General features: G+C 63.2%; 24 protein-coding genes. 14 read left to right on the top strand and 10 right to left on the bottom strand.

The features are described 5' to 3' along the window. Nucleotides 1–12: 12 nt before the first annotated feature. Both AC27VQ_RS08640 and AC27VQ_RS08635 read right to left on the bottom strand, forming a co-directional pair. Entirely contained in the window at nt 13–1,326 is a 1,314-nt protein-coding gene (locus AC27VQ_RS08640) for an ABC transporter substrate-binding protein (RefSeq protein ID WP_488715957.1), read from the bottom strand. Between the two features lie 181 nt (nt 1,327–1,507). Further along, a complete protein-coding gene (locus tag AC27VQ_RS08635; RefSeq protein ID WP_488715956.1) occupies nt 1,508–2,461 on the bottom strand; it encodes a sugar-binding transcriptional regulator in 954 nt (317 codons plus the stop codon). Between the two features lie 255 nt (nt 2,462–2,716). Between AC27VQ_RS08635 and AC27VQ_RS08630 the strand changes: the two genes are divergently transcribed. Both AC27VQ_RS08630 and preA read left to right on the top strand, forming a co-directional pair. Continuing rightward, nucleotides 2,717–4,078 carry an NAD(P)-dependent oxidoreductase gene (locus tag AC27VQ_RS08630; RefSeq protein ID WP_488715955.1) on the top strand — a complete coding sequence of 454 codons (1,362 nt, stop codon included), beginning with the start codon at nt 2,717–2,719 and terminating at the stop codon, nt 4,076–4,078. 11 nt (nt 4,079–4,089) lie between these two features. After that, nucleotides 4,090–5,403, top strand: coding sequence for an NAD-dependent dihydropyrimidine dehydrogenase subunit PreA (gene preA, locus AC27VQ_RS08625; protein WP_488715954.1), 1,314 nt, complete (start codon nt 4,090–4,092; stop codon nt 5,401–5,403). Nucleotides 5,404–5,637: 234 nt separating this feature from the next. Here the strand turns inward: preA and AC27VQ_RS08620 are convergent, their stop codons facing one another. Next, complete coding sequence (locus tag AC27VQ_RS08620) at nt 5,638–6,270, bottom strand: exopolysaccharide biosynthesis protein (RefSeq protein ID WP_313524350.1); 633 nt, start codon at nt 6,268–6,270, stop codon at nt 5,638–5,640. Between the two features lie 151 nt (nt 6,271–6,421). Between AC27VQ_RS08620 and AC27VQ_RS08615 the strand changes: the two genes are divergently transcribed. After that, the gene (locus AC27VQ_RS08615; protein ID WP_313524347.1) at nt 6,422–7,351 is read left to right on the top strand and encodes a DMT family transporter; all 930 of its coding nucleotides are present in this window, start codon (nt 6,422–6,424) and stop codon (nt 7,349–7,351) included. Here AC27VQ_RS08615 and AC27VQ_RS08610 read toward each other — a convergent pair. Further along, complete coding sequence (locus tag AC27VQ_RS08610) at nt 7,348–7,998, bottom strand: TetR family transcriptional regulator C-terminal domain-containing protein (protein WP_421590241.1); 651 nt, start codon at nt 7,996–7,998, stop codon at nt 7,348–7,350. The genes AC27VQ_RS08615 and AC27VQ_RS08610 overlap by 4 nt on opposite strands. A 274-nt stretch (nt 7,999–8,272) precedes the next feature. Here AC27VQ_RS08610 and AC27VQ_RS08605 point away from each other — a divergent pair, with 274 nt between their 5' ends. The 3 genes from AC27VQ_RS08605 (at nt 8,273) to AC27VQ_RS08595 (ending at nt 11,439) form a co-directional block, all read left to right on the top strand. Continuing rightward, entirely contained in the window at nt 8,273–9,523 is a 1,251-nt protein-coding gene (locus AC27VQ_RS08605; RefSeq protein WP_488715953.1) for a Zn-dependent hydrolase, read from the top strand. A 75-nt stretch (nt 9,524–9,598) separates the two neighbouring features. After that, complete coding sequence (gene hydA, locus AC27VQ_RS08600; RefSeq protein ID WP_488715952.1) at nt 9,599–11,053, top strand: dihydropyrimidinase; 1,455 nt, start codon at nt 9,599–9,601, stop codon at nt 11,051–11,053. Further along, on the top strand, nt 11,053–11,439 hold the full coding sequence (locus AC27VQ_RS08595) for a hypothetical protein (protein ID WP_488715951.1): 387 nt from the start codon (nt 11,053–11,055) through the stop codon (nt 11,437–11,439). The genes hydA and AC27VQ_RS08595 overlap by 1 nt, the downstream gene beginning before the upstream one ends. A 17-nt stretch (nt 11,440–11,456) precedes the next feature. Here AC27VQ_RS08595 and AC27VQ_RS08590 read toward each other — a convergent pair whose 3' ends face one another. After that, nucleotides 11,457–11,870: a cupin domain-containing protein gene (locus tag AC27VQ_RS08590; RefSeq protein ID WP_488715950.1), complete on the bottom strand. Its 414-nt coding sequence runs from the start codon at nt 11,868–11,870 to the stop codon at nt 11,457–11,459. A 125-nt stretch (nt 11,871–11,995) separates the two neighbouring features. Between AC27VQ_RS08590 and AC27VQ_RS08585 the strand changes: the two genes are divergently transcribed. The 8 genes from AC27VQ_RS08585 to AC27VQ_RS08550 all read left to right on the top strand — a co-directional run bounded on the left by AC27VQ_RS08585 (nt 11,996) and on the right by AC27VQ_RS08550 (nt 21,692). Next, on the top strand, nt 11,996–12,790 hold the full coding sequence (locus AC27VQ_RS08585) for an ABC transporter ATP-binding protein (protein ID WP_313528938.1): 795 nt from the start codon (nt 11,996–11,998) through the stop codon (nt 12,788–12,790). Further along, nucleotides 12,790–13,125, top strand: coding sequence for a hypothetical protein (locus tag AC27VQ_RS08580; RefSeq protein WP_488715949.1), 336 nt, complete (start codon nt 12,790–12,792; stop codon nt 13,123–13,125). Before AC27VQ_RS08585 ends, AC27VQ_RS08580 begins: the two co-directional genes overlap by 1 nt. A 3-nt stretch (nt 13,126–13,128) precedes the next feature. Continuing rightward, nucleotides 13,129–14,013 carry an ABC transporter permease gene (locus AC27VQ_RS08575; RefSeq protein WP_488715948.1) on the top strand — a complete coding sequence of 295 codons (885 nt, stop codon included), beginning with the start codon at nt 13,129–13,131 and terminating at the stop codon, nt 14,011–14,013. Continuing rightward, nucleotides 14,010–14,879, top strand: a complete 870-nt coding sequence (locus tag AC27VQ_RS08570) for an ABC transporter permease (RefSeq protein ID WP_488715947.1) — start codon at nt 14,010–14,012, stop codon at nt 14,877–14,879. Before AC27VQ_RS08575 ends, AC27VQ_RS08570 begins: the two co-directional genes overlap by 4 nt. Nucleotides 14,880–14,904: 25 nt before the next feature. Continuing rightward, a complete protein-coding gene (locus tag AC27VQ_RS08565) occupies nt 14,905–15,897 on the top strand; it encodes an ABC transporter substrate-binding protein (protein WP_488715946.1) in 993 nt (330 codons plus the stop codon). Nucleotides 15,898–16,207: 310 nt separating this feature from the next. Further along, nucleotides 16,208–17,416 carry an efflux RND transporter periplasmic adaptor subunit gene (locus AC27VQ_RS08560; protein WP_488715945.1) on the top strand — a complete coding sequence of 403 codons (1,209 nt, stop codon included), beginning with the start codon at nt 16,208–16,210 and terminating at the stop codon, nt 17,414–17,416. Between the two features lie 122 nt (nt 17,417–17,538). Beyond that, complete coding sequence (locus AC27VQ_RS08555) at nt 17,539–20,853, top strand: efflux RND transporter permease subunit (RefSeq protein WP_488715944.1); 3,315 nt, start codon at nt 17,539–17,541, stop codon at nt 20,851–20,853. A 155-nt stretch (nt 20,854–21,008) separates the two neighbouring features. Further along, complete coding sequence (locus AC27VQ_RS08550; protein ID WP_488715943.1) at nt 21,009–21,692, top strand: Crp/Fnr family transcriptional regulator; 684 nt, start codon at nt 21,009–21,011, stop codon at nt 21,690–21,692. Between the two features lie 14 nt (nt 21,693–21,706). On the opposite strand, the gene AC27VQ_RS08545 is transcribed toward AC27VQ_RS08550, so the two are convergent. The 5 genes from AC27VQ_RS08545 to AC27VQ_RS08525 all read right to left on the bottom strand — a co-directional run bounded on the left by AC27VQ_RS08545 (nt 21,707) and on the right by AC27VQ_RS08525 (nt 25,283). Next, nucleotides 21,707–22,534: a GGDEF domain-containing protein gene (locus tag AC27VQ_RS08545; RefSeq protein WP_488715942.1), complete on the bottom strand. Its 828-nt coding sequence runs from the start codon at nt 22,532–22,534 to the stop codon at nt 21,707–21,709. 111 nt (nt 22,535–22,645) lie between these two features. Further along, entirely contained in the window at nt 22,646–23,266 is a 621-nt protein-coding gene (locus AC27VQ_RS08540; RefSeq protein ID WP_488715941.1) for a glycosyltransferase family 29 protein, read from the bottom strand. 10 nt (nt 23,267–23,276) lie between these two features. Continuing rightward, nucleotides 23,277–23,696, bottom strand: a complete 420-nt coding sequence (locus AC27VQ_RS08535; protein ID WP_488715940.1) for a lysozyme inhibitor LprI family protein — start codon at nt 23,694–23,696, stop codon at nt 23,277–23,279. 8 nt (nt 23,697–23,704) lie between these two features. Beyond that, nucleotides 23,705–23,959 (bottom strand): DUF1272 domain-containing protein, encoded by a 255-nt coding sequence (locus AC27VQ_RS08530; RefSeq protein WP_313528964.1) that lies wholly within the window; start codon nt 23,957–23,959, stop codon nt 23,705–23,707. Between the two features lie 205 nt (nt 23,960–24,164). Next, nucleotides 24,165–25,283 carry a branched-chain amino acid ABC transporter substrate-binding protein gene (locus AC27VQ_RS08525; RefSeq protein ID WP_313528966.1) on the bottom strand — a complete coding sequence of 373 codons (1,119 nt, stop codon included), beginning with the start codon at nt 25,281–25,283 and terminating at the stop codon, nt 24,165–24,167. Between the last annotated feature and the right edge of the window lie 86 nt (nt 25,284–25,369).

Genomic DNA, 25,369 nt, shown 5'->3' with positions numbered 1-25,369 from the left:
GGAGGAGGTTGGTTACTTGATGTAACCGGCGCGGGTCATTTCACGTGTCGTGACCGACTGTGCCTGTGCGAGGGCATCATCGACCGACATCTGGCCGGCAAGGGCTGCAGAGAAGAGCTGACCGACCGTCGTGCCGAGACCCTGGAATTCCGGGATCGCGACGAACTGCACGCCGACATAGGGCACCGGCTTGACGGCCGGGTTCTTCGGGTCAGCCGCATTGATCGAGTCGAGCGTCATCTTCGCGAAGGGTGCTGCCTTCTGGTACTCTTCGTTCGCGTAGAGCGAGGAGCGCGTGCCCGGAGGTACGTTTGCCCAGCCTTCCTTCTCGGCGACGAGCTTGGTGTAGTCCTTGCTGGTTGCCCAGGCGATGAACTTCTCGGCCGATGCCGTCTTCTGCGAGCCAGCCGGGATCGCGAGGTTCCAGGCCCAGAGCCAGTTGCCGCGCTTGCCGAGGCCCGTATCGGGAGCCAGCGCATAGCCGACCTTGTCGGCGACCGTCGATTCCTTCGGGTTGGAGACGAAGGAAGCCGCGACCGTGGCGTCGATCCACATGCCGCAATTGCCCTGCTGGAACAGCGCCAGGTTCTCGTTGAAGCCGTTCGAGGAAGCGCCCTGCGGGCCGGCGTCGTTCATGAGCTTGACGTAGAAGTCGAGCGTGTTCTTCCATTCCGGCTGATCGAACTGCGGGGTCCACTTCTCGTCGAACCAGCGGGCGCCGAAGGCGTTCGCGGTTGCCGTCAGGAAGGCCATGTTCTCGCCCCAGCCGGCCTTGCCGCGAAGGCAGATGCCGTTGATGCCGGCCGCACGGTCGGTCATCTTGCGGGCCGCGTCCGCAATGAACTCCCAGGTCGGGGCGTCGGGCATGGTGAGCCCGGCCTTTTCCATCAGGTCCTTGCGGTACATGACCATCGAGCTTTCGCCGTAGAACGGCGCGGCATAGAGCTTGCCGTCCTCGCCGGTCAGACCGGAACGGATGGCCGGCAGCAGGTCGTCGACGTCATAATCGGCGCCGAGATTGTCGAGCGGCACCAGCCAGCCCTGCTTGGCCCAGATCGGAACTTCATAGGTGCCGATCGTCATGATGTCGTACTGGCCACCCTTCGTCGCGACGTCGGTCGTGACGCGCTCGCGCAGCACGTTTTCCTCGAGCGTCACCCACTCGAGCTGAATGTCAGGGTTCTTCTTGGTGAAATCTTCCGTCAGTCCCTGCATGCGCACCATGTCGCCGTTGTTGACGGTGGCGATGGTCAGCGTTTCGGCATGGGCGAAACTGCACAGGAGAGCAGCCGAGCTGACGCCCAGCATAAGGGTTCTCAAATTCATCATCTTCCTCCCAGAAGAGTTATGAGCATTTGCTTCGCTCGTGAGCAATTACCCATAAATTGACACAGGGAGTCAACGACCAATCGTTGCTGCACCGCACAAGACAGGGCATCGACCATTGAATCGCATGGGAAATTTCTGTTTGGAGAACGCGTTCAGGAAGACGCGGAAACGCCTCAGGTCAGGCCGAAAGCAGGTAACGCGCCGTCGCTTCGTCGGTTATGACGCCGTTGATCATGCGGCCACGTAGGGCGGCCAGAAGGGCGAGATATTTGCGTTTGCCCTTGGCGAGGCCGATGACTGTCGTCGTTTCACGCGGCGGCAAGGGCACGGAGGCGACGCGCTCGTTGATGCTGCCCCCGAGCAATTTACCATTACGGTCGAAGATCCAGCCACAAATCTCGCCGGCTCCTCCCTCGTCCATCACCTGGCTCACCTCTTCAGGCCTGAGAAAGCCGTCGAGGCACAGAGGCGCATCCTCACCCAATTGACCGACACCTACGAAGGCCACGTCTGCTTCCCGCCCAAGTTGCAACGTCGTCTGCACAAGGCTCTGCTTGTGCAACAGATCACGTTCCTTCGCAGAGGAAACGAGAACTGGGAGCGGCATCGGAAAGTGTCGCGCCTTGATCGCATCGGCCATCGAAAAGATGACGTTATAGTAGGACGCCGAACCATCCGGCCCGATATTACCGGTCAGAGACATGATGCGGTGCTGCGGACACTCCATCGTCGGCAACTGGTCGATAGCGGCCTTCAGTGTGCGCCCGGTGCCAACCGCCAGCACGATTGGCTCGGATTTCTTCAGCCAGCGTTCGATTTCCACCGCTCCCGCCTCGGCGATACCGACGGTCGTAGAGCCCGACCCGGAATCGCTCGGCACGATATCGACATGCACGAGACCGAATTTCTTGCGCAATTCCTCGCCCAGTTCCAGGCATTGGGCGATCGGATGGTCGAGCCGCACCTTGATCAGACGCTCGGCGACGGCGAGCGAAACCAGGCGCTGTGCGGACTGCCGGGAAATACCCATGGCGGACGCGATTTCGTCCTGCGTTCGGCCCGCGACATAGTAGAGCCAGCCGGCCCGTGCCGCATCGTCCAGCCGTCCGGCCGTCTCCGTCCGCTTCGCCATTTCATTCCCCTTCTTTGTCCTGATTTGCTGCATCTTTTCTCGTCACCTGTCAAACGTCATCTGATGGCGCAGCAAGGACAGGCAAGGACGCTAAGCTTTACTGACGGGCGGAAAACATAACCGAATTTCTCATGTTTATTTTTACTGCACGCCCTGAAAAACCAGCGTTTTTTCTGAAGTTTTACCGTTTGATAAAAAAATAAAGCTGAGTTACCGTTCTCCTATTCAAAAAGCCCACGCGAATGGGAGATAATCATGGGAACGACGCAATCTGGGATCCATCGGGGGCGTCTGACGCCTGCCGAATACGAAACGAACTTTTCCGACCTCCACCCGCGCCTCGACGACCATGAGGCGCTGGTTGCAGCCGATCGCTGCTACTTCTGTCATGACGCGCCGTGCATGACGGCCTGTCCGACCTCCATCGACATTCCGCTGTTCATTCGCCAGATCTCGACGGGCAATCCGATCGGCTCGGCGAAGACCATTTTCGACCAGAACATTCTGGGCGGCATGTGCGCCCGCGTCTGTCCGACCGAGACGCTCTGCGAACAGGCCTGCGTGCGCAACACCGCCGAGCACCGCCCGGTGGAAATCGGCCGCCTTCAGCGCTATGCGACTGATGTCGCAATCACTGAAAACCAGCATTTCTACGAGCGCGCCGCGCGTACCGGCAAGGCGATCGCCGTCGTCGGCGCCGGCCCGGCCGGTCTCGCTTGCGCCCACCGGCTGGCCGTGGAAGGCCACGACGTCGTGATCTTCGAAGCCCGCGAAAAGGCTGGCGGCCTCAACGAATACGGCATCGCGACCTACAAGGCGGTCGATGAGTTCGCCCAGCGCGAGGTCGATTACGTGCTCGCCATTGGCGGTATCGAGGTGAAGAACGGCCTGAAGCTCGGCCGGGATTTCACGCTGTCAGACCTCACCGCCAATTTCGATGCCGTCTTCCTCGGCATGGGGCTGGGCGGCGTCAATGCGCTCGGTGCGGAAGGCGAAAACCTGCCCGGCGTCTATGACGCGGTCGATTTCATCGCGGAACTGCGCCAGGCGACGGACAAGGCCAACGTTCCGGTCGGCCGCCGCGTCGTCGTCATCGGCGGCGGCATGACGGCCATCGACGCCGCCGTGCAGGCAAAGCTGCTCGGCGCCGAGGAGGTGACGATCTGCTACCGTCGCGGCAAGGAACACATGAACGCCTCGCCCTTCGAGCAGGATCTGGCCGCCTCCAAGGGCGTGATGATCCGCCACTGGCTGCAGCCGAAGCGGGTGATCGCCCGCGACGGTCAGGTCGCCGGGATCGAGATGGAATATACCGAGATGCAGGACGGCAGTCTCGCCGGCACCGGCGAGACGGGTGTTCTCACCGCCGACCAGATTTTCAAGGCCATCGGCCAGACCTTCGAGGCGGCCGGCCTCGGCGCGCTCGCTTTGTCCGGCAACCGCATCGCCATTGACAGCGAAGGCCGCACCTCGGTCGCCAATGTCTGGGCGGGCGGGGACTGCGTGAAGGCGGGCGAGGACCTGACGGTCACCTCGGTCGCCCAGGGCCGCGACGCGGCCGATTCGATCAACCGCATGCTCGCTGCCGGTGCGCAGCCGGCCTCTGCCGTCGCTTGAGGAGATGAGACATGGCTGATCTTCGCAACAATTTCGTCGGCATCAAATCGCCCAATCCGTTCTGGCTCGCCTCTGCGCCGCCGACCGACAAGGCCTACAATGTCGAGCGCGCCTTCAAGGCGGGCTGGGGCGGCGTTGTCTGGAAGACGCTCGGCGAGGAAGGCCCGCCGGTTGTCAACGTAAACGGCCCGCGCTACGGCGCGATCTGGGGCGCCGACCGCCGCCTGCTCGGCCTGAACAATATCGAACTGATCACGGACCGCGACCTCTACACCAACCTGCGCGAAATGAAGCAGGTCAAGATGAACTGGCCGGACCGGGCACTGATCGCCTCGATCATGGTGCCCTGCGAGGAGGAGAGCTGGAAGGCGATCCTACCCTTGGTGGAAGAGACCGGCGCCGACGGCATCGAGCTCAACTTCGGCTGTCCGCACGGCATGTCCGAGCGCGGCATGGGTGCCGCCGTCGGCCAGGTGCCGGAATATATCGAGATGGTCGTGCGCTGGTGCAAGCAATACACACGCATGCCCGTCATCACCAAGCTGACGCCGAATATCACCGATGTGCGCAAGCCCGCCCGCGCCGCCAAGGCCGGCGGCACCGATGCCGTGTCGCTGATCAACACGATCAATTCGATCGTGTCGGTCGATCTCGACACCTTCGCGCCGAACCCGACGGTCGGCGGCAAGGGCACCCATGGCGGCTATTGCGGCCCGGCGGTAAAACCCATCGCGCTCAACATGGTGGCCGAGATCGCCCGCGATCCGGAAACCTACGGCCTGCCGATATCAGGCATTGGCGGCGTCACCACCTGGCGCGACGCGGCGGAATTCCTGGTGCTCGGCGCTGGCAACGTACAGGTCTGCACCGCAGCCATGACCTATGGCTTCAAGATCGTGCAGGAGATGATCACGGGCCTGTCCGACTGGATGGACGCCAAGGGCCACCGCAATCTCGACGACATCTGCGGCCGCGCCGTGCCGAACGTCACGGACTGGCAGTATCTCAACCTCAACTACATCGCCAAGGCCCATATCGACCAGGATGCCTGCATCAAATGCGGCCGCTGCCACATCGCCTGCGAGGACACCTCGCACCAGGCGATCACGCAGTTCGTCGATGGTGTCAGGCACTTCGAGGTGATGGAGGACGAGTGCGTCGGCTGCAATCTCTGCGTCAACGTCTGCCCCGTCGAGAACTGCATCACCATGGTCGGCCTGGAGCCCGGCACGCTCGACCAGCGCACCGGCAAGACGGTCGATCCGAATTATGCGAACTGGACGACCCATCCGAACAACCCGATGGCCAAGCAGGCTGCGGAGTGAAAACGAAAAGGCCGGGGTTTTCGCCCCGGCCTTTTATTCAAGCGAATGCATCGTCTCCCAACCACAAGCGCTTTTCCTAGCCGGCCCCTCCCCTCCGTCATCCTCGGGCTTGACCCGAGGACCCACGCCACAAGCGAGACAGTGCGGATGTATGGATCCTCGGCTCAAGCCCGAGGATGACGGAGGAGAGGGCGTTGCCCAACTCGGCAATCAGCGATGCGACTGGAATCGACCTCACCCGAAGAAACTGTTGCCCGCACTATAGGCCAGGAACCCGAGCGCCGCGAAGTAGACAATCGTCAGCACGACCATCACATAGCCGGCCAGCACGATCAGCCCGTCGCGCTGCGAAATGCCGGCGGCGAGCAGCAGGATCGCAACACCCGGCAAGGTGTTGGAGAAGGGAATGAGCCCGAGCGGCGCCATGAGCAGGATACCCGCTCCCATCAACACGAGACCGTTGATACGGTTCATCACCGCGCCGGAGGCAAGGCTCATCATGCGCGGCTTGAAGAACCGGTCGATCTTGCGCAGGAAGGTCACGCCGCGCTCCAGCACCGGCCGGAGCTTGCTGCTTTCGAGCCTGCGGTCGGCGACCTTTGCCGGCAGCCAGGGCAGACGGTTGAGCGTGATCGCCGCACTGATCAGCACGATGCCGGCGCCGAACACCGTGGAGACGCCGGGAATGGACACCGGAAACAGGAAGGGCAAGGACAGGAAGGCGCAGAGAAGCAGGAGGCCGCTTTCGCCCATCATCGCCAGAAGATCGCGCAGCGTGATGTGCTCGCCCTTGATCGCGTGAATGATGTCCTCGAGCAATTCGCTCGTCTTGCGGTCGGTATCCTTGAAGCCGATGCCGGTCGTCATTGCCTCTCCTTTGCTGTCTCGCCGCCTATGGGTGGCGATTGCGGTTTTCCTGTGGGGTGAGTCACCGCGCAAACGCGGGAACAAACCGCATCGCACTTTGGCCGGACTTGCTCTATGAGCATGCCACGCCGCAGACAATAGGATGATTTTCTTGACGAAACGTATGCCGGCCCGGGCGGGCCTCTCCACCCATGCCACCGGCCGTGAGAAGCTCAAGGGCCATCTCGCCATGCTGCTCTTCGCCGTGCTGATCGCCGGTTCCTTCTCCTTCGGCGGCCTGGCGGCGCGCTACATGGAGGCGGAGCCGCTGACGCTCTGGCGCTACATCATGACCATCGTCGTCATGGCCGCCCTTGCCTTCGGCGCTTTCCGGGTCCCGGCCGTCTGGCCGAAGGAGATCTGGCGCTTCCTCCTGCTCGGCGGGCTCATCGCGATCTACATGCTCACCATGTTCACCGCGCTGGAATATACCAGCCCTATCGCGACAGGCGCCGTCTTTACTCTGATGCCGCTGCTGAGCGCCGGCTTCGCGCTCCCCGTGCTGGGCCAGAAGACGCGGCCAGGCGTGCTCGCCGGCCTCGTCATCGCCGCCGCCGGCGCCGTCTGGGTTATCTTTCGCGGCAATATCGCCGATATCCTCGCCTTCGATGTCGGCACCGGCGAAATGATCTTCTTCGCGGGCGTCGTCTGCCATGCGCTCTATGTGCCGCTGATCCGCCGCTTCGACCGCGGCGAGCCCGCCGTCGCCTTCGGCTTCTGGGTCACCGCCGGCGCTACGGTCTGGCTGATCGCGCCGGGCATCCGCGGCCTCGTCGAGACGGACTTCTCCGCCCTGCCGCTGACCGTCTATGCCGCCGTCACCTATCTCGCCGTCGTCACGACGGCCGGCACGTTCCTGCTGTTGCAATATGCCTCGATGCGCCTGCCCGCCTCGAAGGTTCTCGGCTACGGCTATCTCACGCCGAGCTTCATCATCCTGCTCGAAGGCATTCTCGGCCATGGCTGGGCAAGCCTTCCGGTGCTCGCCGGCGCGCTGGTGACGGCCTGCGGCCTCGCGCTGATGGCCTTCCTGCCCGATTAAACCGGCTGCTCGCTGACATGCAGGCCGCTGATAAAGAGCTGTTCGAGGAAGCGCGCCGCATCCTCGAACCGGCCTTCGCCGGATTGATCCTGTCCCAGCACGGCGCGCACCTGCACGTCGAAGTCGGCATAGTGCTGGGTCGTCGACCAGATCGAGAAGATCAGGTGATAGGGGTCACATTTGGCAATCTTGCCCGCCTTCGCCCAGGTACGGATCACCTCCGCCTTCTCGTCGACGAGCGCCTTCAGCGGGCCTTTCAGCTCGTCCTCGATATTGGGCGCACCCTGCAGGATTTCATTGGCGAAAAGCCGGCTTTCGCGGGGAAAATCGCGCGCCATCTCGAGCTTTCGCCTGATGTAGCTGCGGATTTCCGAAACGGGATTGCCCTCCGCGTCGAACTCGCGCAGCGGATCGAGCCAAGTGTCGAGCACGCGGGTGATCAGCGCCCGGTGCATGGTCTCCTTGGTGCGGAAATAATAGAGCAGGTTGGGCTTGGACATGCCCGCCACTTCGGCGATCTGGTCCACGGTCGCCCCACGGAACCCGTGCAACGAAAAGACCTCCAGCGCCGCCTCGAGGATCTGCTCCTCCTTCGCCTCCTGGATGCGCGTGCGCCGCTGTGTTCTGGCCGCCCTCGGTAGTGCCATCTTGCCCCCTCGACGCTTTCCTCGATCGGAAAAGTGCCGCCAAATTCACCAGTTTAACCAGCCGCCATTTTCTTGGGCGAGACCTCAAGGTTTTTGGTTTTTCGGCTTGAGTGCCGCAACGGAAGCTGTAATGTTTACCAACCGGTCAAATTATCAGACAGTTATCAAGTAAAGGCAACTGCTGAGTCGGACAGGCGCAAAACAAACAAGCGCGTCGCCAGCCGGTGGGAACAGATTGAGGCTTTCAAAGCCCGAAGACGTGGGAGCATACGACATGGCCGCACCCGGCGAGAACATGCGTGTCAACGCGGACCGCCTGTGGGACACCCTCATGGACATGGCGAAGATCGGCCCCGGCATCGCCGGCGGCAACAATCGCCAGACGCTGACCGATTCCGACGCCGAAGGCCGCCGCCTTTTCCAGACCTGGTGCGAGGACGCAGGCCTTTCCATGGGCGTCGATACCATGGGCAACATGTTCATGACGCGCGAGGGCGCCGACCCCGAGGCGCTCCCCGTCTATGTCGGCTCGCATCTCGATACCCAGCCGACCGGCGGCAAATATGACGGCGTGCTCGGCGTGCTCGCCGGCCTCGAAGTCATCCGCTCGCTGAACGATCTCGGTATCAAGACGAAGCATCCGATCGTCGTCACCAACTGGACGAACGAGGAAGGCGCGCGCTTCGCGCCGGCCATGCTCGCCTCCGGCGTCTTTGCCGGCGTGCACAGCCAGGATTACGCCTATGGCCGCAAGGACCCGGAAGGCAAGACCTTCGGCGACGAGCTGAAGCGCATCGGCTGGGTCGGTGACGAGACGGTCGGCGCGCGCAAAATGCACGCCTATTTCGAATATCACATCGAGCAGGGCCCGATCCTCGAAGCCGAGAAGAAGGACATCGGCGTCGTCACACACTGTCAGGGCCTGTGGTGGCTGGAATTCACGCTGACCGGCCGCGAGGCGCATACCGGCTCGACACCGATGAACCTGCGCGTCAATGCCGGCCTCGCCATGGCCCGCATCCTCGAAATGGTGCAGACGGTCGCCATGGAAAACCAGCCGGGCGCCGTGGGCGGTGTCGGCCAGGTGTTCTTCTCGCCGAATTCACGCAACGTGCTGCCCGGGAAAGTCGTCTTCACCGTCGACATCCGCTCGCCCGACCAGGCGAAACTCGACGGCATGCGCGCCCGCATCGAGGCGGAAGCCCCGAAGATCTGCGAAGCGCTTGGCGTCGGCTGTTCGGTCGAAGCCGTCGGCCATTTCGATCCCGTCACCTTCGATCCGACACTGGTCTCGGCCGTGCGCAAGGCAGCCGAAGACCTCGGCTACAGCCACATGAACATCATCTCCGGCGCCGGCCACGACGCCTGCTGGGCCGCCAAGGTGGCGCCCGCCACGATGATCATGTGCCCCTGCGTCGGCGGCCTTTCGCACAACGAGGCGGAAGACATTTCCAAGGAATGGGCCGCCGCCGGCGCGGATGTGCTGCTGCATGCGGTGATCGAGACGGCGGGCATCGCCGAATGATCTTTCCCGTCCGGCACGCCGGGCGGTCTTGCGCTTCAGGCGCCAGCAAAAATTAAAGACAGGGAACGAACCAACATGAGCACAGTCATCAAGGGCGGAACCGTTGTCACCGCCGACCTGACATACAAGGCGGACGTCAAGATCGAGGGCGGGAAGATCGTCGAGATCGGCCCAAACCTCTCGGGCGACGAGGTGCTGGATGCGGCGGGCTGTTATGTGATGCCCGGCGGCATCGATCCGCATGTGCATCTCGAAATGCCCTTCATGGGCACCTATTCGGCCGACGATTTCGAAAGCGGCACGCGCGCCGGCCTTGCCGGCGGCACGACCATGGTGGTGGATTTCTGTCTGCCCGATCCCGGCCAGTCGCTGCTCGATGCGCTGAAGCGCTGGGACAACAAGTCGACCCGCGCCAATTGCGACTATTCCTTCCACATGTCCGTGACGTGGTGGGGCGAGCAGGTCTTCGACGAAATGAAGGCCGTGGTCGAGGAAAAGGGCATCAACACCTTCAAGCACTTCATGGCCTACAAGGGCGCGCTGATGGTGAACGACGACGAGATGTTCGCCTCGTTCCAGCGCTGCGCCGCGCTCGGCGCGCTGCCGCTCGTCCATGCCGAAAACGGCGACGTGGTCGCCGCCATGCAGTCCAAGCTGATGGACGAAGGCAACAACGGACCGGAGGGCCATGCCTATTCGCGCCCGCCGTCCGTCGAGGGTGAGGCGACGAACCGCGCCATCATCATCGCCGACATGGCGGGTGCGCCGCTCTATGTCGTGCACACCTCCTGCGAACAGGCGCACGAGGCCATCCGTCGCGCCCGCCAGAATGGCATGCGCGTCTATGGCGAACCGCTGATCCAGCATCTGACGCTCGACGAGAGCGAATATTTCAACAAGGACTGGGACCATGCCGCCCGCCGCGTCATGAGCCCGCCTTTCCGCAACAAGCAGCATCAGGATTCGCTCTGGGCCGGTCTTGCCAGTGGCTCGCTGCAGGTGGTGGCGACCGACCATTGCGCCTTCACGACCGACCAGAAGCGCACGGGTGCCGGCGATTTCCGCAAGATCCCGAACGGCACCGGTGGCCTGGAAGACCGCATGCCGATGCTCTGGACCAACGGCGTCAACACCGGCCGCCTGACGATGAACGAGTTCGTGGCCGTGACCTCCACCAACATCGCGAAGATCCTCAACGTCTATCCCCGCAAGGGCGCCATCCTCGTCGGTGCGGATGCGGATATCGTCGTGTGGGATCCGAAGCGCTCCAAGACCATTTCCGCCAAGAGCCAGCAATCGTCGATCGACTACAATGTCTTCGAGGGCAAGGAGGTCGTCGGCCTGCCGCGCTACACGCTGACGCGCGGCGTCGTCGCCATCGAGGAGAGCACGGTGAAGACGCGCGAGGGCCACGGCCAGTTCGTCAAGCGCGAACCCTTTGCAGCCGTCAGCAAGGCACTGTCGACCTGGAAGGACATCACCGCGCCGCGCAAGGTGGAGCGCAGCGGCATTCCGGCGAGCGGCGTCTGATGCCGGCCGGCCGCACCCTCCCGGCGCTTCTTCTCGGCCTCGCGCTCGCCGGCCCGGCGGGGGCGGCGGGGGCGGCGGCCGATATCGTCGACGGCAGCTATGGCGACAAGGACGGCTGCCTCTATTCCGAAACCGGCGAATCCTCCGGCTCCGACATCTTTTTCCTGCTCAACAAGGAGGGCGTGACCACCGCCGTCTCCTATTGCGAATTCAAGGGCGACGGCAAACAGGTCGGCGGCGCGACGAAAGTCACCGCCGAATGCCATGAGGAAGGCTCCGAGGACGTCACGCCCTACGAGCTGACGCTGACGCCCGACAAGGGCGGCTACACCGTCAGCTTCCCCGACGGCGCGCGCTGGGGGCCACTGAAGCGGTGCAAGAAGTAATGGGCGGGCGAAGACGTTTAGCGCGGAACCAGCGCCTCGAGATGCGGCAGAAGCACCACGCTCTCCTGCTCGTGGGGATCTGTCCGGGCAATGACGGCAGAGGCCGGCTGGTCGGAAAGGTTGGCCGGCAGATGCGGCACGCCGGCGGGGATGTAGAACATCTCGCCTGCCTTGACGATCACATGGTTCTCCAGCCGCTCGCCATACCAGGTATGCGCCTCGCCGGAGAGCATGTAGATCGCCGTCTCGTGGCTCTCGTGCATATGCGCCTTCGCGCGACCGCCCGGCGGGATCGTCAGAAGATGCATGCAGATGCCCGACGCGCCGACGCTTTCTCGCGCGATGCCCTCGAAATAGCTGAACCCCTGCTTGCCGTCATAGGTGGTACCCGGACGCACGATCCGGCATCCGACTTTCGTTTCACCCGTCATTTCCATCTCCTCCGAAAGAATTCCGTGCCCAAAGTGATAGCGAAGACAAAGCCGATTGCAATGCCGGGAAGGGACATGCAGTCTGCCGGAAACCGCGCCGTGCGAGGCGCCGAAAGATGATGAGCATGGCCCCAGCGAATACCGTCGTCTGCGCAAAGGATCTCGGCCTCACCTTCCAGACCGCCGATGGTCCCGTCACGGCGCTGACCGGCGTCAACCTCACCGTCGAAAAGGGTGATTTCGTCTCCTTCATCGGCCCGTCCGGCTGCGGCAAGACGACCTTCCTGCGCGTCATCGCCGATCTCGAAAAACCGACATCCGGCACCATCACGGTCAACGGACTGTCGCCGGAAGAGGCCCGCAAGCGCCGCGCCTACGGCTATGTCTTCCAGGCAGCAGCCCTTTACCCTTGGCGCACCATTGAGAAGAACATCGCGCTGCCGCTCGAAATCATGGGCTATTCGAAGGCCGAGCAGCAGGCGCGCATCGCCCATACGCTCGACCTCGTCAACCTCACGGGTTTCAGCAAGAAATACCCCTGGCAGTTGTCGGGCGGCATGCAGCAGCGCGCCTCGATTGCCCGCGCACTCGCCTTCGACGCCGATCTCCTGCTGATGGACGAACCGTTCGGCGCGCTCGACGAGATCGTGCGCGACCATCTCAACGAGCAGCTTCTGAAACTCTGGGCCGCCACACAGAAGACGATCTGTTTCGTCACCCATTCGATCCCGGAAGCGGTCTATCTCTCGACGAAGATCGTCGTGATGAGCCCTCGCCCGGGCCGCGTGACTGACGTCATCGATTCCCCCCTCCCCAGGGAGCGCCCCCTGGGCATCCGCGAAACCCCGGAATTCCTCGAAATCGCCCACCGCGTCCGCGAAGGCCTGCGCGCCGGCCACAGCTACGAGGAGCACGCCTGATGAAGCTCTCCTTCGTGCTCTGGCTGTTCGGCGCCACCACCGTCTTCATTGGTGCGGCCACCTCGTCGCGCGCCTATCTCGGCACCACGAACATCCTTTATCTCCTGCTGTCCATGGCGCTGTACATCGTCGGCAACCTGATGATGCTGAAGTTGATGCGCGAGGGCGGGCTCGGGCTTGCCATCTCGCTTTCCGCCATCACGCAGTTGCTGCTGGTCAATGTCATCGCCTTCCTGTTTTTCGGCGAGCGGCTGAGCCAGACGCAGCTTGCCGGCGTCGGTCTCGGCATTGTCGCCATGGGGCTGATGCTGCTTCCCACGACGGCGCGGAGCTGAGCCATGGGGGAAGCACGTTTTCTCAGAGATCGCCTTCTTCCCATCGGCACCGTGGTGCTCGCATTGCTCGCCCTCTGGTATGTCTTCGTCGTGGTGCTGAATGCGCCCTTCGAGCGCGACACCGCCGCGCGCGCCGGCACGACCATCAGCTTTGCCGAACTCCTACCGAAGACCATGGCGCAGGAGCGTCCGGTTCTGCCCGCCCCGCATCAGGTCTTCGCCGAACTCTGGGATACGACGGTCAACAAGGCGATCACCTCGAAGCGCAGCCTCGTCTATCATGCCTGGATCACGCTGTCGGCGACGCTGATGGGTTTCGGCATGGGTGCCGTGCTCGGCATCCTGCTTGCCATCGCCATCGTGCACAACCGCGCCATGGACCGCTCGCTGATGCCTTGGGTCATTGCCAGCCAGACGATCCCGATCCTCGCCATCGCGCCGATGATCATCGTCGTTCTGAATGCGGTGGGCATATCAGGCCTGATGCCGAAGGCGCTGATCTCGACCTATCTGTCCTTCTTCCCCATCGTCGTCGGCATGGTGAAGGGCCTGCGCAGCCCCGAACAGATCCAGCTCGACCTGATGCACACCTATCATGCCTCGTCGTCGCAGACCTTCTGGAAGCTGCGCTGGCCCTCGTCCATGCCCTACCTCTTCACCTCGCTGAAGGTGGCGATCGCCATCTCGCTCGTCGGCGCGATCGTCGGCGAACTGCCGACCGGCGCGGTCGCCGGCCTTGGCGCACGCCTGCTCGCCGGCTCCTATTACGGTCAGACGGTGCAGATCTGGGCCGCCCTCTTCATGGCGGCGGCGGTCGCGGCGCTGCTGGTCATAGTCGTCGGCTTTGCTCATAGCCTCGTTCTCAAGCGCATGGGGGCACGGGCATGAACCTTTCCATCCTCCTTGCCGCCATCGTCTTCTGGCTCGCCGCCTGGGCGTTCAACGAATGGCTGGTGCGCCGGAAATTCTGGAACCCCGTGGCCGACCGCGCCGCGCGCATCGCCGTGCCGCTGATCTTCGGCGCGACCATCCTCGTGCTGTGGGAAGGCATCGTGCGCGGCTTCAACGTGCCCTCCGTACTGCTGCCGCCGCCGAGCATGATCTGGGCACGACTGATCACCTCGGTGCCGACGCTCTGGGCGGATTTCCGCCAGACCTTCCTGAAATCCGTGATCACGGGTTATGCGCTCGGCTGCGGCCTCGGCTTCCTCGTCGCCATCCTCATCGACCGCTCGCCCTTCCTGCAAAAGGGCCTGCTGCCACTCGGCAATTTCGTCTCGGCGCTGCCGGTCATCGGCGTGGCACCCATCATGGTCATGTGGTTCGGCTTCGACTGGCAGTCGAAGGTCGCCGTCGTCGTCATCATGACCTTCTTCCCCATGCTGGTGAACACGGTCTCCGGCCTTGCCGCGACGAGCCACATGGAGCGCGACCTGATGCGCACCTACGCCGCCGACTGGTTCCAGACGCTCGTCAAGCTGCGTCTTCCCGCCGCCTGGCCCTTCATCTTCAACGCTCTCAAGATCAACTCGACGCTGGCGCTGATCGGCGCGATCGTCGCCGAGTTCTTCGGAACCCCCATCGTCGGCATGGGCTTCCGGATTTCCACGGAAGTGGGCCGCATGAATGTCGACATGGTCTGGGCCGAAATCGCGGTTGCCGCGGTGGCTGGTTCCGCCTTCTATGGGGCGGTCGCGCTCATCGAGCGGATCGTCACGTTCTGGCATCCGTCTGTCCGTGGTGGGCAGGCGTAAAACAAAGAAGAAAGAGGGAACTGACATGAAAAAGACGATTGCATCCATGCTTCTCGCAAGCGCCTTCTCGCTTGCCGCTTTCCAGGCGGAGGCCGCCGACAAGGTGACGCTCCAGCTGAAATGGGTGACCCAGGCCCAGTTCGCCGGCTACTATGTCGCGAAGGACAAGGGTTTCTACGAGGAAGAAGGCCTCGACGTCGATATCAAGCCGGGCGGCCCGGATATCGCACCGGCCCAGGTGATCGCCGGCGGCGGCGCTGACGTCATCGTCGACTGGATGCCCTCGGCGCTTGCCACCCGTGAAAAGGGTGTCGCACTCGTCAACATCGCCCAGCCGTTCAAGTCTTCGGGCATGATGCTGACCTGTTTGAAGGAATCCGGCGTCAAGGGTCCTGAGGATTTCAAGGGCAAGACGCTGGGCGTCTGGTTCTTCGGCAACGAATATCCCTTCCTGTCCTGGATGAGCCACCTGAAGATCCCGACCGATGGTGGACCGGATGGCGTCACCGTCCTCAAGCAGGGCTTCAACGTCGATCCGCTGTTGCAGAAGCAGGCGGCCTGCATCTCAACCATGACCTACAACGAATACGGTCAGGTTCTCGATGCCGGTATCAAGCCGGAAGACCTCGTGACCTTCAAATATGAGGACCAGGGCGTCGCGACACTGGAAGACGGCCTCTACGTTCTGCAGGACAAGCTCGCCGACCCGGCCTTCAAGGAAAAGATGGTCAAGTTCGTGCGCGCCTCCATGAAGGGCTGGAAATATGCCGAAGCGAACCCGGACGAAGCCGCCGGGATCGTGCTGGAAAACGACTCGACCGGCGCGCAGACCGAGGCGCACCAGAAGTTCATGATGGGCGAAGTCGCCAAGCTGACGGCCGGCTCCAACGGCGCGCTCGACGAGGCGGACTACAAGCGCACCGTCGCATCGCTTCTGGCCGGCGGCTCGGACCCGGTCATCTCAAAGGAGCCGGAAGGCGCCTGGACGCATGAGATCACCGACGCAGCCTTGAAGTAGTCGCTTCTCCTGATGGTATCGACGTGCGGGGCCTCAAGCCCCGCACGTTTCGTTTTGGGGATGCAAAAAGCTGCGGCGTCCTGTCGCCATTGCCATGGAAAAGCCAAACGCATAAAATAATGAGGCACCATTCCGTTACCTCTTGTAAGGCTGGCGGACGCCAATTACATAGACCGCAGAGTTGGAAGCTGGGAGAGGCCGACATTGCCCTTTCCGTGTCCGCTATACTGGCAGGAATAGGGTCCGGAAGACAAAAAGAACGCCCGGATCACGATCATATTACGTCATGCTCTTTGGGAAAGTTCGGCCTATGGCTTCTGGACACAGGAAAGTCCTCTCTTTTTCCGTCGCCGCTTTCATGACGGCAACGCCGGGCCTTGCGCTCGCTGCCGATGCGGCAACGGCCACCGGCGAAACGCAGCAGCAGACCCAGAACCTTCCGGCAATCGTCGTCAGCGCCGCCGAGACGCGCACCATCGTCGACCGCGTCATCGCGACCGGCACGGTGCAGGCCGTCGAGGAAGTCTATGTCGTGCCGCTGGTCGATGGGCTCTCCATCCGCACGCTGGCCGCCGATGTCGGTGACACGGTCGAGGCGGAGGGCACGCTCGCCACGCTGAACGACGATGCACTCCTGTTGCAGAAGAGCCAGACCGAGGCTTCGCTTGCAAAGGCCGAGGCCGCGCTGGCGCAGATCAAGGCGCAGCAGGTGGAGGCGAAGGCCAATGCCGACGAGGCCATCCGGGTCCGCGACCGCTCGCTCAAGCTGGTGAAGTCAGGCTCGCAATCGCAGGCGACCGCCGATCAGGCCGTCGCCACCGCCGATGCCGCCCTCGCCCGCGTCAATTCCGCCGACCAGGCGATCGCCGTTTCGCAGGCCGATATCAAGGTCGCCCAGACGCAGATCGACGATATCGCGCTGAAGCTCGCCCGCACGGCGGTGAAGTCGCCGGTCTCGGGTGTCGTCTCGGCCCGCACGGCCAAGGTCGGCGCGATCGCCAGCGGCGCAGCCTCGCCGCTCTTTACCGTCATCCGTGACGGCGCAATCGAGCTGAAGGCCGACGTATCAGAAGATTCCGTGCTCAAGCTCGCGGTTGGCCAGAAGGCGACCGTCAAGCTTGCCGGCGGTGCCGCTTCGGTCACGGGCACGATCCGCCTCGTTGAACCGACGCTCGACCCGCAGAGCCGCCTCGGCCGCGTCTATATCCGCTTCGATGAGCCGGGCAAGGCCCGTGCAGGCATGTTCGCCAGCGCCGAGATCGTCGTCGAGGAGCGCGAAGGCATCGTCCTGCCGCTCTCGGCGGTCACGACCGCCGACGGCAAGACGGTGGCCCGCAAGGTCGAGAACGGCGTCGTCAAGCTCGTGCCGGTCGAAACCGGCATCCAGGACGGCCAGGTGCTCGAAATCCTCAGCGGCCTGAAAGCCGGCGACGAGGTTGTGGCCAAGGCCGGCGCCTATGTCCGCGATGGCGACAAGGTCAATCCGGTGCATGCCGAGCAGGCCTCGGCAACGAAATGACGTGAAGGCCCTTTTACGAAAGGGTCTATAATGCCGGGCGGGGCGCCTGGTGGCATGACGGGTGATCCGGGAGGGGCCGGAGCCCGAATACCGTCTGGTCTCTCTACAAGGACTTTGGGGACATGAACTTTTCAGCTTGGTCCATTCGCAATCCGATTGCGCCGCTGCTCGCGTTTTTCCTGCTGATCTATGTCGGCATCTCCTCGTTTTTCGCACTGCCCATCACGCGGTTCCCGAATATCGACGTGCCGATCATCGCCATCAACGTGACCCAGAGCGGTGCCGCCCCGGCCGAGCTTGAGGTTCAGGTCACCAAGGAGATCGAGGATGCGGTCGCCGGCATCGAAGGCGTCAAGGACATCATGTCCACCGTCACGGACGGCAGCTCGCTGACATCGGTGCTCTTCGAGATTGAAAAGCCGACCAACCAGGCGCTTCAGGACGTCAAGGACGCGATCGACCGCATCCGCAGCGACCTGCCGGCCTCGGTCGAGGAACCCGTCGTCACCAAGATCGACGTCGAGGGTCAGGCAATCCAGACCTTTGCCGTCTCCTCGCCCAACATGACGCTCGAGGAACTATCCTGGTTCGTCGACGACAAGGTCAAGCGCGCCCTGCAAGGCCAGGCCGGCATCGGCAAGATCGACCGCTTCGGCGGCGCCGACCGCGAAGTGCGCATCGACCTCAACCCCGACAAGCTCGAATCCTACGGCGTTACCGCCGCCGACGTGAACCGCCAGATCCGCAGCATGAATGCGGATGCCGGCTCCGGCCGCGGCCAGATCGCCGGCGCCGAACAGGCGATACGCACGCTGGGCGACGCCCGCTCGGTGGAAAAGCTCAACAACACGATAATCGCGCTGTCGAACGGCCGTTTCGTGCGCCTGTCCGAGCTCGGCAAGATCACCGACACCTATGAGGAGCCGCGCTCCTTCTCGCGCTTCAACGGCAACCCGGTCGTCACCTTCGCGGTCTTCCGTTCGAAGGGCGCAAGCGAGGTCACCGTCGCGGAATCCGTGGAGAAGGCGCTCACCAAGGTGCGCGCGCAATATCCCGACGTCTCGATCGAAATGGTCGACGACAGCGTCTACTTCACCTACGGCAACTACGAGGCAGCACTCCACACGCTGATCGAAGGCGCGCTGCTCGCCGTCCTCGTCGTGTTCCTGTTCCTGCGCAACTGGCGCGCCACGCTGATTTCGGCCGTGGCGCTTCCGCTGTCGGCAATCCCCACTTTCTTCGTCATGGACATGATGGGCTTCTCGCTGAACCTCGTCTCGTTCCTGGCGCTGACGCTGGCAACCGGCATTCTCGTCGATGACGCGATCGTGGAGATCGAAAACATCGCGCGGCACATCCGCATGGGCAAGACGCCCTATCGGGCGGCCATCGAAGCCGCCGACGAAATCGGCCTCGCCGTCATCGCGACGACCTTCACAATCATTGCGGTCTTCGTGCCGGTCTCCTTCATGCCGGGCATTCCGGGCCAGTACTTCATCCAGTTCGGCCTGACCGTTGCCGTCGCCGTGTTCTTCTCGCTGGTGGTCGCGCGTCTCATCACGCCGGTCATGGCGGCCTACCTCATGCGTGCGCATGATGCGGACGGTCATGGCGAGGAGAAGGAAGGCGCCTTCATGCGCGGCTATACCTGGCTCGTCAGCAAGACGACGGGCAAGTGGTATGCCCGCTATGCGACGCTCGTCGCCGCCTTCGCCTTCCTGATCGCCTCGGTCATGCTGCTTTTCACCGTGCCCGGCAGCTTCCTGCCGCCGGAAGACGCCTCGCGCGTCGTACTGTCGGTCGAGCTGCCGCCGGATGCGATGCTCGAGGATACCGACCGTACGACCACGCAGATTTTCGACCGGGTCAAGGACATCGACGGCGTGCAGAGCGTCTTCGTGCTCGGCGGCTCCTCGCCGAAAGGCGACCTGGAACTGCGCCGCGCCTCCGTGACCGTCATCCTCGACAAGCTGGAACATTCGCTGCTCCACAAGCTGGTCAACGACGTCGCCGGCAAGATTCCCGTCATCGGCCAGTACCTGCCGAAGATGGAGGCCAAGGGCCGCGTGCGTCCGCAGTGGGATATCGAGAAGGAAATCTTCGCGACACTGCGCGACATTCCCGATGTGCGCATCATCAAGCTCAACGACCGCGGCGAGCGCGACCTGGCGTTCAATCTGCTCTCCAACAACGAGGCGGACCTCAACGCCACCGTCGGCGTGCTGGAAGCCAAGCTGCGTGCCGATCCGGTGCTCTCCAATGTCAGTTCGGAAGGCTCGCTGCCGCGTCCTGAGTTGCAGATCCGTCCGCGCGACGACCAGATGGCCCGCTTCGGCATCACCACGGCGCAGATCTCGGAGATCGTGCGTGTCGCCACCATCGGTGATATCGACTCGCAGCTCAGCAAGGTCTCGCTGGATGACCGCCTGATCCCGATCCGCGTGCAGGTCGCCCGCGACTTCCGTGCCGATCTCGGCGCGATCCGAAACCTCAAGATCCAGACCTCCGCCGGTCAGTTCGTGCCGCTGTCGAGCGTCGCCGACATCGACTATTCGGAAGGCCCCAGCTCGGTGAAGCGCCACAACCGCAACCGCGTCGTGCAGATCGGCTCCGACCTGCGCCCCGGCGTCGCGCTAGACACCGCAACCGCCCGCTTCAAGGAGATCGCCGCCAGCGTCGACATGCCACCGACCGTGCAGTTCGCCGAGAGTGGCGACGCGGAAGTGCAGGCGGAAATGCAACAGTCCTTCGGCAACGCCATGCTGCTTGGCCTGCTGCTCGTGCTGATGGTTCTCATCCTGCTTTTCAAGGACGTGATCCAGCCCTTCACCATCCTGCTCTCGCTGCCGCTCGCCATCGGCGGCGTGGCGGCGGGCCTGATCCTGACGCAGAACGCGCTCTCCATGCCCGTTCTCATCGGCATCCTGATGCTGATGGGCATCGTGACGAAGAACGCCATCCTGCTCGTCGATTTCGCCATCGAGATGATGCACCAGGGCATGAACCGCGTGGAAGCGATGATCGAGGCCGGCCGCAAGCGCGCCCGCCCGATCGTCATGACCTCGATCGCCATGTCCGCCGGCATGCTGCCCTCAGCACTCGGTGTCGGCGAAGGCGGTTCGTTCCGCTCGCCGATGGCAATCGCCGTAATCGGCGGCATCATCGTCTCGACGGTGCTCTCGCTCGTCGTCGTGCCCTCGTTCTTTCTGATCATGGACGACGTGTCGCGCTTCCTCGGCTGGCTGTTCGGCCGCTTCGTCGGCAAGAAGGACGATGAGCTGCTCGCCATGGAACCGGAAGCGTTGACCCGCCTTGCCGACCAGACGAGCCGCGATGTCGCCGATCTCGAAAAGCGCATCGAGACGCTCGAGAAGAAGAACCCCGGTGAACGCAAGCCCTTCACCGTCGTGCATCACTCGCCGCTCGCCGCCGAGTAGGCGCGCACGGTTTCGATCCAAACGGCCGGTTCGATTGATTTCGAACCGGCCGTTTTTTCTTTGATTGATCGAAATCAAGTAAGGATTGCCCGGCCTCGACTATCGTTCTCCCGTCAAAGAGCAAGAAATGCCTGCGGGAGCATGGAGTGAGAGCGATGAACAGGCTGATGAAACCCGGTGCACGGGAACGGGAAACCCTGCTGAGTTCCGGCCTGCTGGCGGCGCTCGGCGTGGAAAGCGTCGCGGCGATGATGGAGATTGCGGTGATCGGCAACCTGCCGGCGCGTCAGATCCTCTTCCGCGAGGGCGAGCCTGCCGATCTCCTGCATTGCGTGCTGTCAGGCTATGTCCGCGTCTATAAGCTCGACCCCGATGGCCGCGAGGCGGATGTCGAACTCTACGGCCCCGGCGATCTCATCGGCGCAAGCGTCGTGCTCGATGGTGGCCGCTACACCGCCACGGCCCAGGCCGCCGAACCGGCGCTGATCGCCCGCTTCGACCTGAAGCGCGTGCGCGACATCGCAAACCGTCGGCCGGATCTCGCGGTGGCGCTGACCAATGCGCTCTCCGCCCAGCTCGCAAAGGCCTTTGCAAGTCTGGCCAATGACCGGCTGCACACCGCCCCGCAGCGCGTGGCGCGTTATCTGCTCGCCCATTGCTCGGTCGAGGGGAAGCCGGCAAGCTTCCACCTGCCTTACCAGAAGAGCCTGCTTGCCGGCAAACTGGGGCTCGCGCCGGAAGCCCTCTCCCGCGCCTTTTCGATGTTGCGCAGCTACGGCGTCAACGTGCGCGGCCGCCTTGTCCATATCGGCGACCCGGAAGCGCTTCGCCGGATTTAGCAAACGGACCCGTATCAGCGACGGCGGCCGCCAGCGACATGGCGGCTTGGGGCCAGCAGTTCGTCGCTCTCGTCTTCATGGATCGTCCGGTCGCGGCCGAACGATTTTGCGAGATAAAGCGCCCGGTCCGCCGCCTCGAAGGTGGCGTCGAAAGAGCGGCCCGCGCCGTGATCGGCAATGCCGGCGGAGAGGGTGACGGCGACCGGCTTCCCGCCGGTCTCGATGCGGCGTGCGCCCACCGAGCGGCGGGCCTCTTCCACCAGAAGAGAGCAATCGCCACGGTCCACGCTGCAGATCAGCACGGCGAACTCCTCGCCGCCGAACCGGCTGACGAGATGGGCTGGTTCGAAAACCCGCTTCAGCTCCTCCGCGACGGCAACGATGACCGCATCTCCGACCACATGGCCATGTTTATCGTTGACCAACTTGAACCGGTCAATGTCGAACAGCACGAAGAAGCCGTTAACCTTCGTCTCCAGCATCTCGGAAAAAGCCCGGCGGTTGAGAAGGCCGGAGAGCGAGTCGAGCCGGCTCAGTCGCTCGAATGCCGCGCGCGAAAGGGAGATTTCATGGATCGCTGTGCCGATCAGCCAGGCCAGGAGTGCCGTAACGCTCGCCGCAATCAGGATGGTCGTCGATCCGCCGAAGCCGAGCGCGGTGCCGAACGGATAGGGCAGAAGGCCGAAATTCGCGAGGATGGCGGCAAACATTAGATAGGTCGCGGTCGCCAGCGCCGTCGCCACCAGAACGACATTCAGCACGAACGTCCAGATGTCGGCCTTCGTCTCGAAGCCGCCGAAATCTATCTGTGCCCTCAGCCAAAGGGCCAGCCTGCCACGCATCAATCTCTCCATAATGTATGGAGGGACCATAAGACATTTTCTTTCAGAGACGGCTAAAGCATTCGATAGAAGTTTAATCGTCCCGTTTTGGAACTTCGAGCCGGGCCGGCGTCACCGGAGCGCATGGAGACGGTCAAGACGGCCGCTGGCGATCCGCGCCTCCGTCCAGCGTCGTTCGGCGGCGAAGGGGTGCCATTGCCAGCCCTCATGGCCGAAGCCGGCGAGGGAGACGCGGTCGTCAGCCGCAGCAATATTCGCAAGCACATGGGCAATCACGATCAGCCCCGAACTCGGCACGACATAGGGCGACGGATCGAGGGCGGCAAGCTCGGCATCCACGGCATGGTGCACGGCCTCCGGGATCACCCTCAGCGAGCGCCCCGTGACGCGGGCGAATGTCTCGAAGCCGGCCGTATAATCGTCGCAGAAATCGTCGAGATCGGGATGGCTCTCTGCAAGCGGCCTGCGCATGGCGGCAAAGACCGCAGCCGTGCGCACGCACCAGATTTCCTTCGCCTGCCGCACGGTCCGGCTCGCCTTCCAGCGACCGCCGGCCAGCATGTCCAGGGCCGGGCGGCCCGTGTTGCAGGCGGCAACGATATCCGTCTTCCAGCCTCCCCGCCCGGCCGAGCGGCAGCCGTTGAAGCGGATCACCAGATCGGCACTGTCTATGGTTTCGGCAACGCCTTCCGGAATGGAGCCGTTGCCGACGATGGCGATCCTGCGCGGCACCCGGCGCCTCTCAGTTCTGCTGCTCGTAGACGGCCTTCAGCTCGTCGGTCCGCTTGCGCGTCAAGTCGGCAAGACAGCCGGAGACCAGCATCGGCTCCATGGACCCGCCACGCGCCTCGAAGCCGGCGAATTCGCACTGGCCGTCGCGATAACCGATCCAGGCCCGCTGGGCGCGCTTCAACGCATCCACCGCGCCGACATAGGCCTCGCCCATGTCCTTGACGTTGTCGTCCATCTCGCGCGCGGCGGCGACGGCCTTCTTGTAGGCGGCGTTAAGCGCCTTGTCGGCGTGCTGGTAGTCCTGGTCGGCGCAGATGTTCATGTCCATCTGCGTCTGGGCGTTTTCGCAATCGATCTCCTCAGCAGCGCAAAAGGATGCCAAGACGAGGAAAACGGTGAGGAAAACACCGGAGAAACGGCCCGAAATCATGTTATGCCTCACGCCGCTTCCGCCGGGCCGCAGCCCTCGGCCTTGAGTACGCGACGGGTGGAGGCGGGATATTTCGCCAGCAGGGCGGCCGGCCGCACCGGCCGGCGCACGAAATCGCCGCCGCAATTCGGGCAGGCGCCGCCCAGCACCGTCTCGACGCAATCGGCGCAGAAGGTGCACTCGAAGGTGCAGATCCGCGCATCCGGGCTTTCCGGCGGCAGGTCGCGGTCGCAGCACTCGCAGTTGGGTCGAAGCTCAAGCATGGTCTCACCCGATCGGTTTGCAGGGTCACGCGGTGTGCCGCGCCTATCCGGACTTTCGACATGCCGACGCCTTTAGGCAAGCCTGAAATTAAGGGGATACGATTTTCGCCCCACAGCCCCAAAGAAAAAGCCCGGCGCGAAGGCCGGGCTTGAGGCAATCCGGTCAGGCGGCGTTCATGCGCCGCCCGTTCCGTGAAAAAACCGATTACTGGTTTTCAACGTAGGTGTACTTGCCGTCGTCACCCTTCTTCCAGGTGTACATGACGTAGTCCGGACGGGTGATGTCGCCCTTTTCGTCGAAGCCGAGTTCGCCGATGGCGGTCTTGAACGGACCCTTCGCCTTGATGGCTTCGGCAACGGCCTGCGGGTCTACGCCGCCGGCAGCCTTGGCGCCTTCAGCGATGACCTGAACGGCAGCGTAGGAGTACAGCGTGTAGGCTTCCGGCTCGAAGCCCGATGCGCGGAACTTCTCGACGAGTTCCTTTGCAGCTTCGTTCTTGCGCGGATCCGGAGCGAACGTCATCAGCGTGCCGTCGACGGCGTCGCCGGCGATCGAAGCCAGTTCGTTCGAAACGATGCCGTCACCCGACATGAAGGTTGCCTTCAGGCCCTGGTCGGCAGCCTGGCGTTCCATCAGGCCGAACTCTGTGTGCAGACCACCCCAATAGACGACGGAAACGCCGGCTTCCTTCATCTTGGCGATGAGAGCGGAGAAGTCCTTGTCGCCGATGTTGACGCCTTCATAGATCACTTCCGTGATGCCGGCTTCGTTCATTGCCTTCTTGGTTTCGTCGGCAAGGCCCTGGCCATACGGGGTCTTGTCGTGAACGACGGCAACCTTGGCGTCCTTGAAGTTGGCAGCGATGAAGGAACCGGCTACGGCGCCCTGCTGGTCGTCACGGCCGCAGGTACGGAAGGTGTTCCACAGGCCGCGTTCCGTGTAGGTCGGGTTGGTGGACGCCGGCGTGATCTGCAGGATGCCGTTTTCAGCGTAGATTTCCGATGCCGGAATGGAAACGCCGGAGTTGAAGTGACCGACGACGAACTTCACGCCGTCAGCGACGAACTTGTTGGCGACCGAAACGCCCTGCTTCGGGTCGGAAACGTCGTCGCCGAGCACGATCTTGATCTGCTCGCCGTTGATGCCGCCGGCAGCGTTGATGTCGGCAGCAGCCTGCTCGGCACCCTTCTGCAGCTGTGCGCCGAAGGCAGCGTTCGGGCCGGTGATCGGGCCACCGACGCCGATCAGGATGTCGGCCCAGGCGCTGCCGCTGAAAGCGACCATTGCAGCCAAAGCAACAGCCGACATGAGAGACTTCTTCATATTATTACTCCCAAATTTGATTGCGGGTTCGTTTCAACCGGTCGCAACACCCGCATTCATTGCGCCGGTATCTTTGAGACCGCGGC

The sequence above is a fragment of the Shinella sp. 20P9.1.1 genome, assembly GCF_057798995.1.
Note: the sequence above shows the minus strand (reverse complement) of the source record. Positions and strands in the feature narration are given on the sequence as shown.

Coding starts and splice junctions, on each gene's coding strand:
- AC27VQ_RS08640 (WP_488715957.1), bottom strand. CDS start 1,326: ATGAATTTGAGAACCCTTATGCTGGGCGTCAGCTCGGCTGCTCTCCTG.
- AC27VQ_RS08635 (WP_488715956.1), bottom strand. CDS start 2,461: ATGGCGAAGCGGACGGAGACGGCCGGACGGCTGGACGATGCGGCACGG.
- AC27VQ_RS08630 (WP_488715955.1), top strand. CDS start 2,717: ATGGGAACGACGCAATCTGGGATCCATCGGGGGCGTCTGACGCCTGCC.
- preA (WP_488715954.1), top strand. CDS start 4,090: ATGGCTGATCTTCGCAACAATTTCGTCGGCATCAAATCGCCCAATCCG.
- AC27VQ_RS08620 (WP_313524350.1), bottom strand. CDS start 6,270: ATGACGACCGGCATCGGCTTCAAGGATACCGACCGCAAGACGAGCGAA.
- AC27VQ_RS08610 (WP_421590241.1), bottom strand. CDS start 7,998: ATGGCACTACCGAGGGCGGCCAGAACACAGCGGCGCACGCGCATCCAG.
- AC27VQ_RS08605 (WP_488715953.1), top strand. CDS start 8,273: ATGGCCGCACCCGGCGAGAACATGCGTGTCAACGCGGACCGCCTGTGG.
- hydA (WP_488715952.1), top strand. CDS start 9,599: ATGAGCACAGTCATCAAGGGCGGAACCGTTGTCACCGCCGACCTGACA.
- AC27VQ_RS08595 (WP_488715951.1), top strand. CDS start 11,053: ATGCCGGCCGGCCGCACCCTCCCGGCGCTTCTTCTCGGCCTCGCGCTC.
- AC27VQ_RS08590 (WP_488715950.1), bottom strand. CDS start 11,870: ATGACGGGTGAAACGAAAGTCGGATGCCGGATCGTGCGTCCGGGTACC.
- AC27VQ_RS08585 (WP_313528938.1), top strand. CDS start 11,996: ATGGCCCCAGCGAATACCGTCGTCTGCGCAAAGGATCTCGGCCTCACC.
- AC27VQ_RS08580 (WP_488715949.1), top strand. CDS start 12,790: ATGAAGCTCTCCTTCGTGCTCTGGCTGTTCGGCGCCACCACCGTCTTC.
- AC27VQ_RS08575 (WP_488715948.1), top strand. CDS start 13,129: ATGGGGGAAGCACGTTTTCTCAGAGATCGCCTTCTTCCCATCGGCACC.
- AC27VQ_RS08570 (WP_488715947.1), top strand. CDS start 14,010: ATGAACCTTTCCATCCTCCTTGCCGCCATCGTCTTCTGGCTCGCCGCC.
- AC27VQ_RS08565 (WP_488715946.1), top strand. CDS start 14,905: ATGAAAAAGACGATTGCATCCATGCTTCTCGCAAGCGCCTTCTCGCTT.
- AC27VQ_RS08560 (WP_488715945.1), top strand. CDS start 16,208: ATGGCTTCTGGACACAGGAAAGTCCTCTCTTTTTCCGTCGCCGCTTTC.
- AC27VQ_RS08555 (WP_488715944.1), top strand. CDS start 17,539: ATGAACTTTTCAGCTTGGTCCATTCGCAATCCGATTGCGCCGCTGCTC.
- AC27VQ_RS08550 (WP_488715943.1), top strand. CDS start 21,009: ATGAACAGGCTGATGAAACCCGGTGCACGGGAACGGGAAACCCTGCTG.
- AC27VQ_RS08545 (WP_488715942.1), bottom strand. CDS start 22,534: ATGCGTGGCAGGCTGGCCCTTTGGCTGAGGGCACAGATAGATTTCGGC.
- AC27VQ_RS08535 (WP_488715940.1), bottom strand. CDS start 23,696: ATGATTTCGGGCCGTTTCTCCGGTGTTTTCCTCACCGTTTTCCTCGTC.
- AC27VQ_RS08530 (WP_313528964.1), bottom strand. CDS start 23,959: ATGCTTGAGCTTCGACCCAACTGCGAGTGCTGCGACCGCGACCTGCCG.
- AC27VQ_RS08525 (WP_313528966.1), bottom strand. CDS start 25,283: ATGAAGAAGTCTCTCATGTCGGCTGTTGCTTTGGCTGCAATGGTCGCT.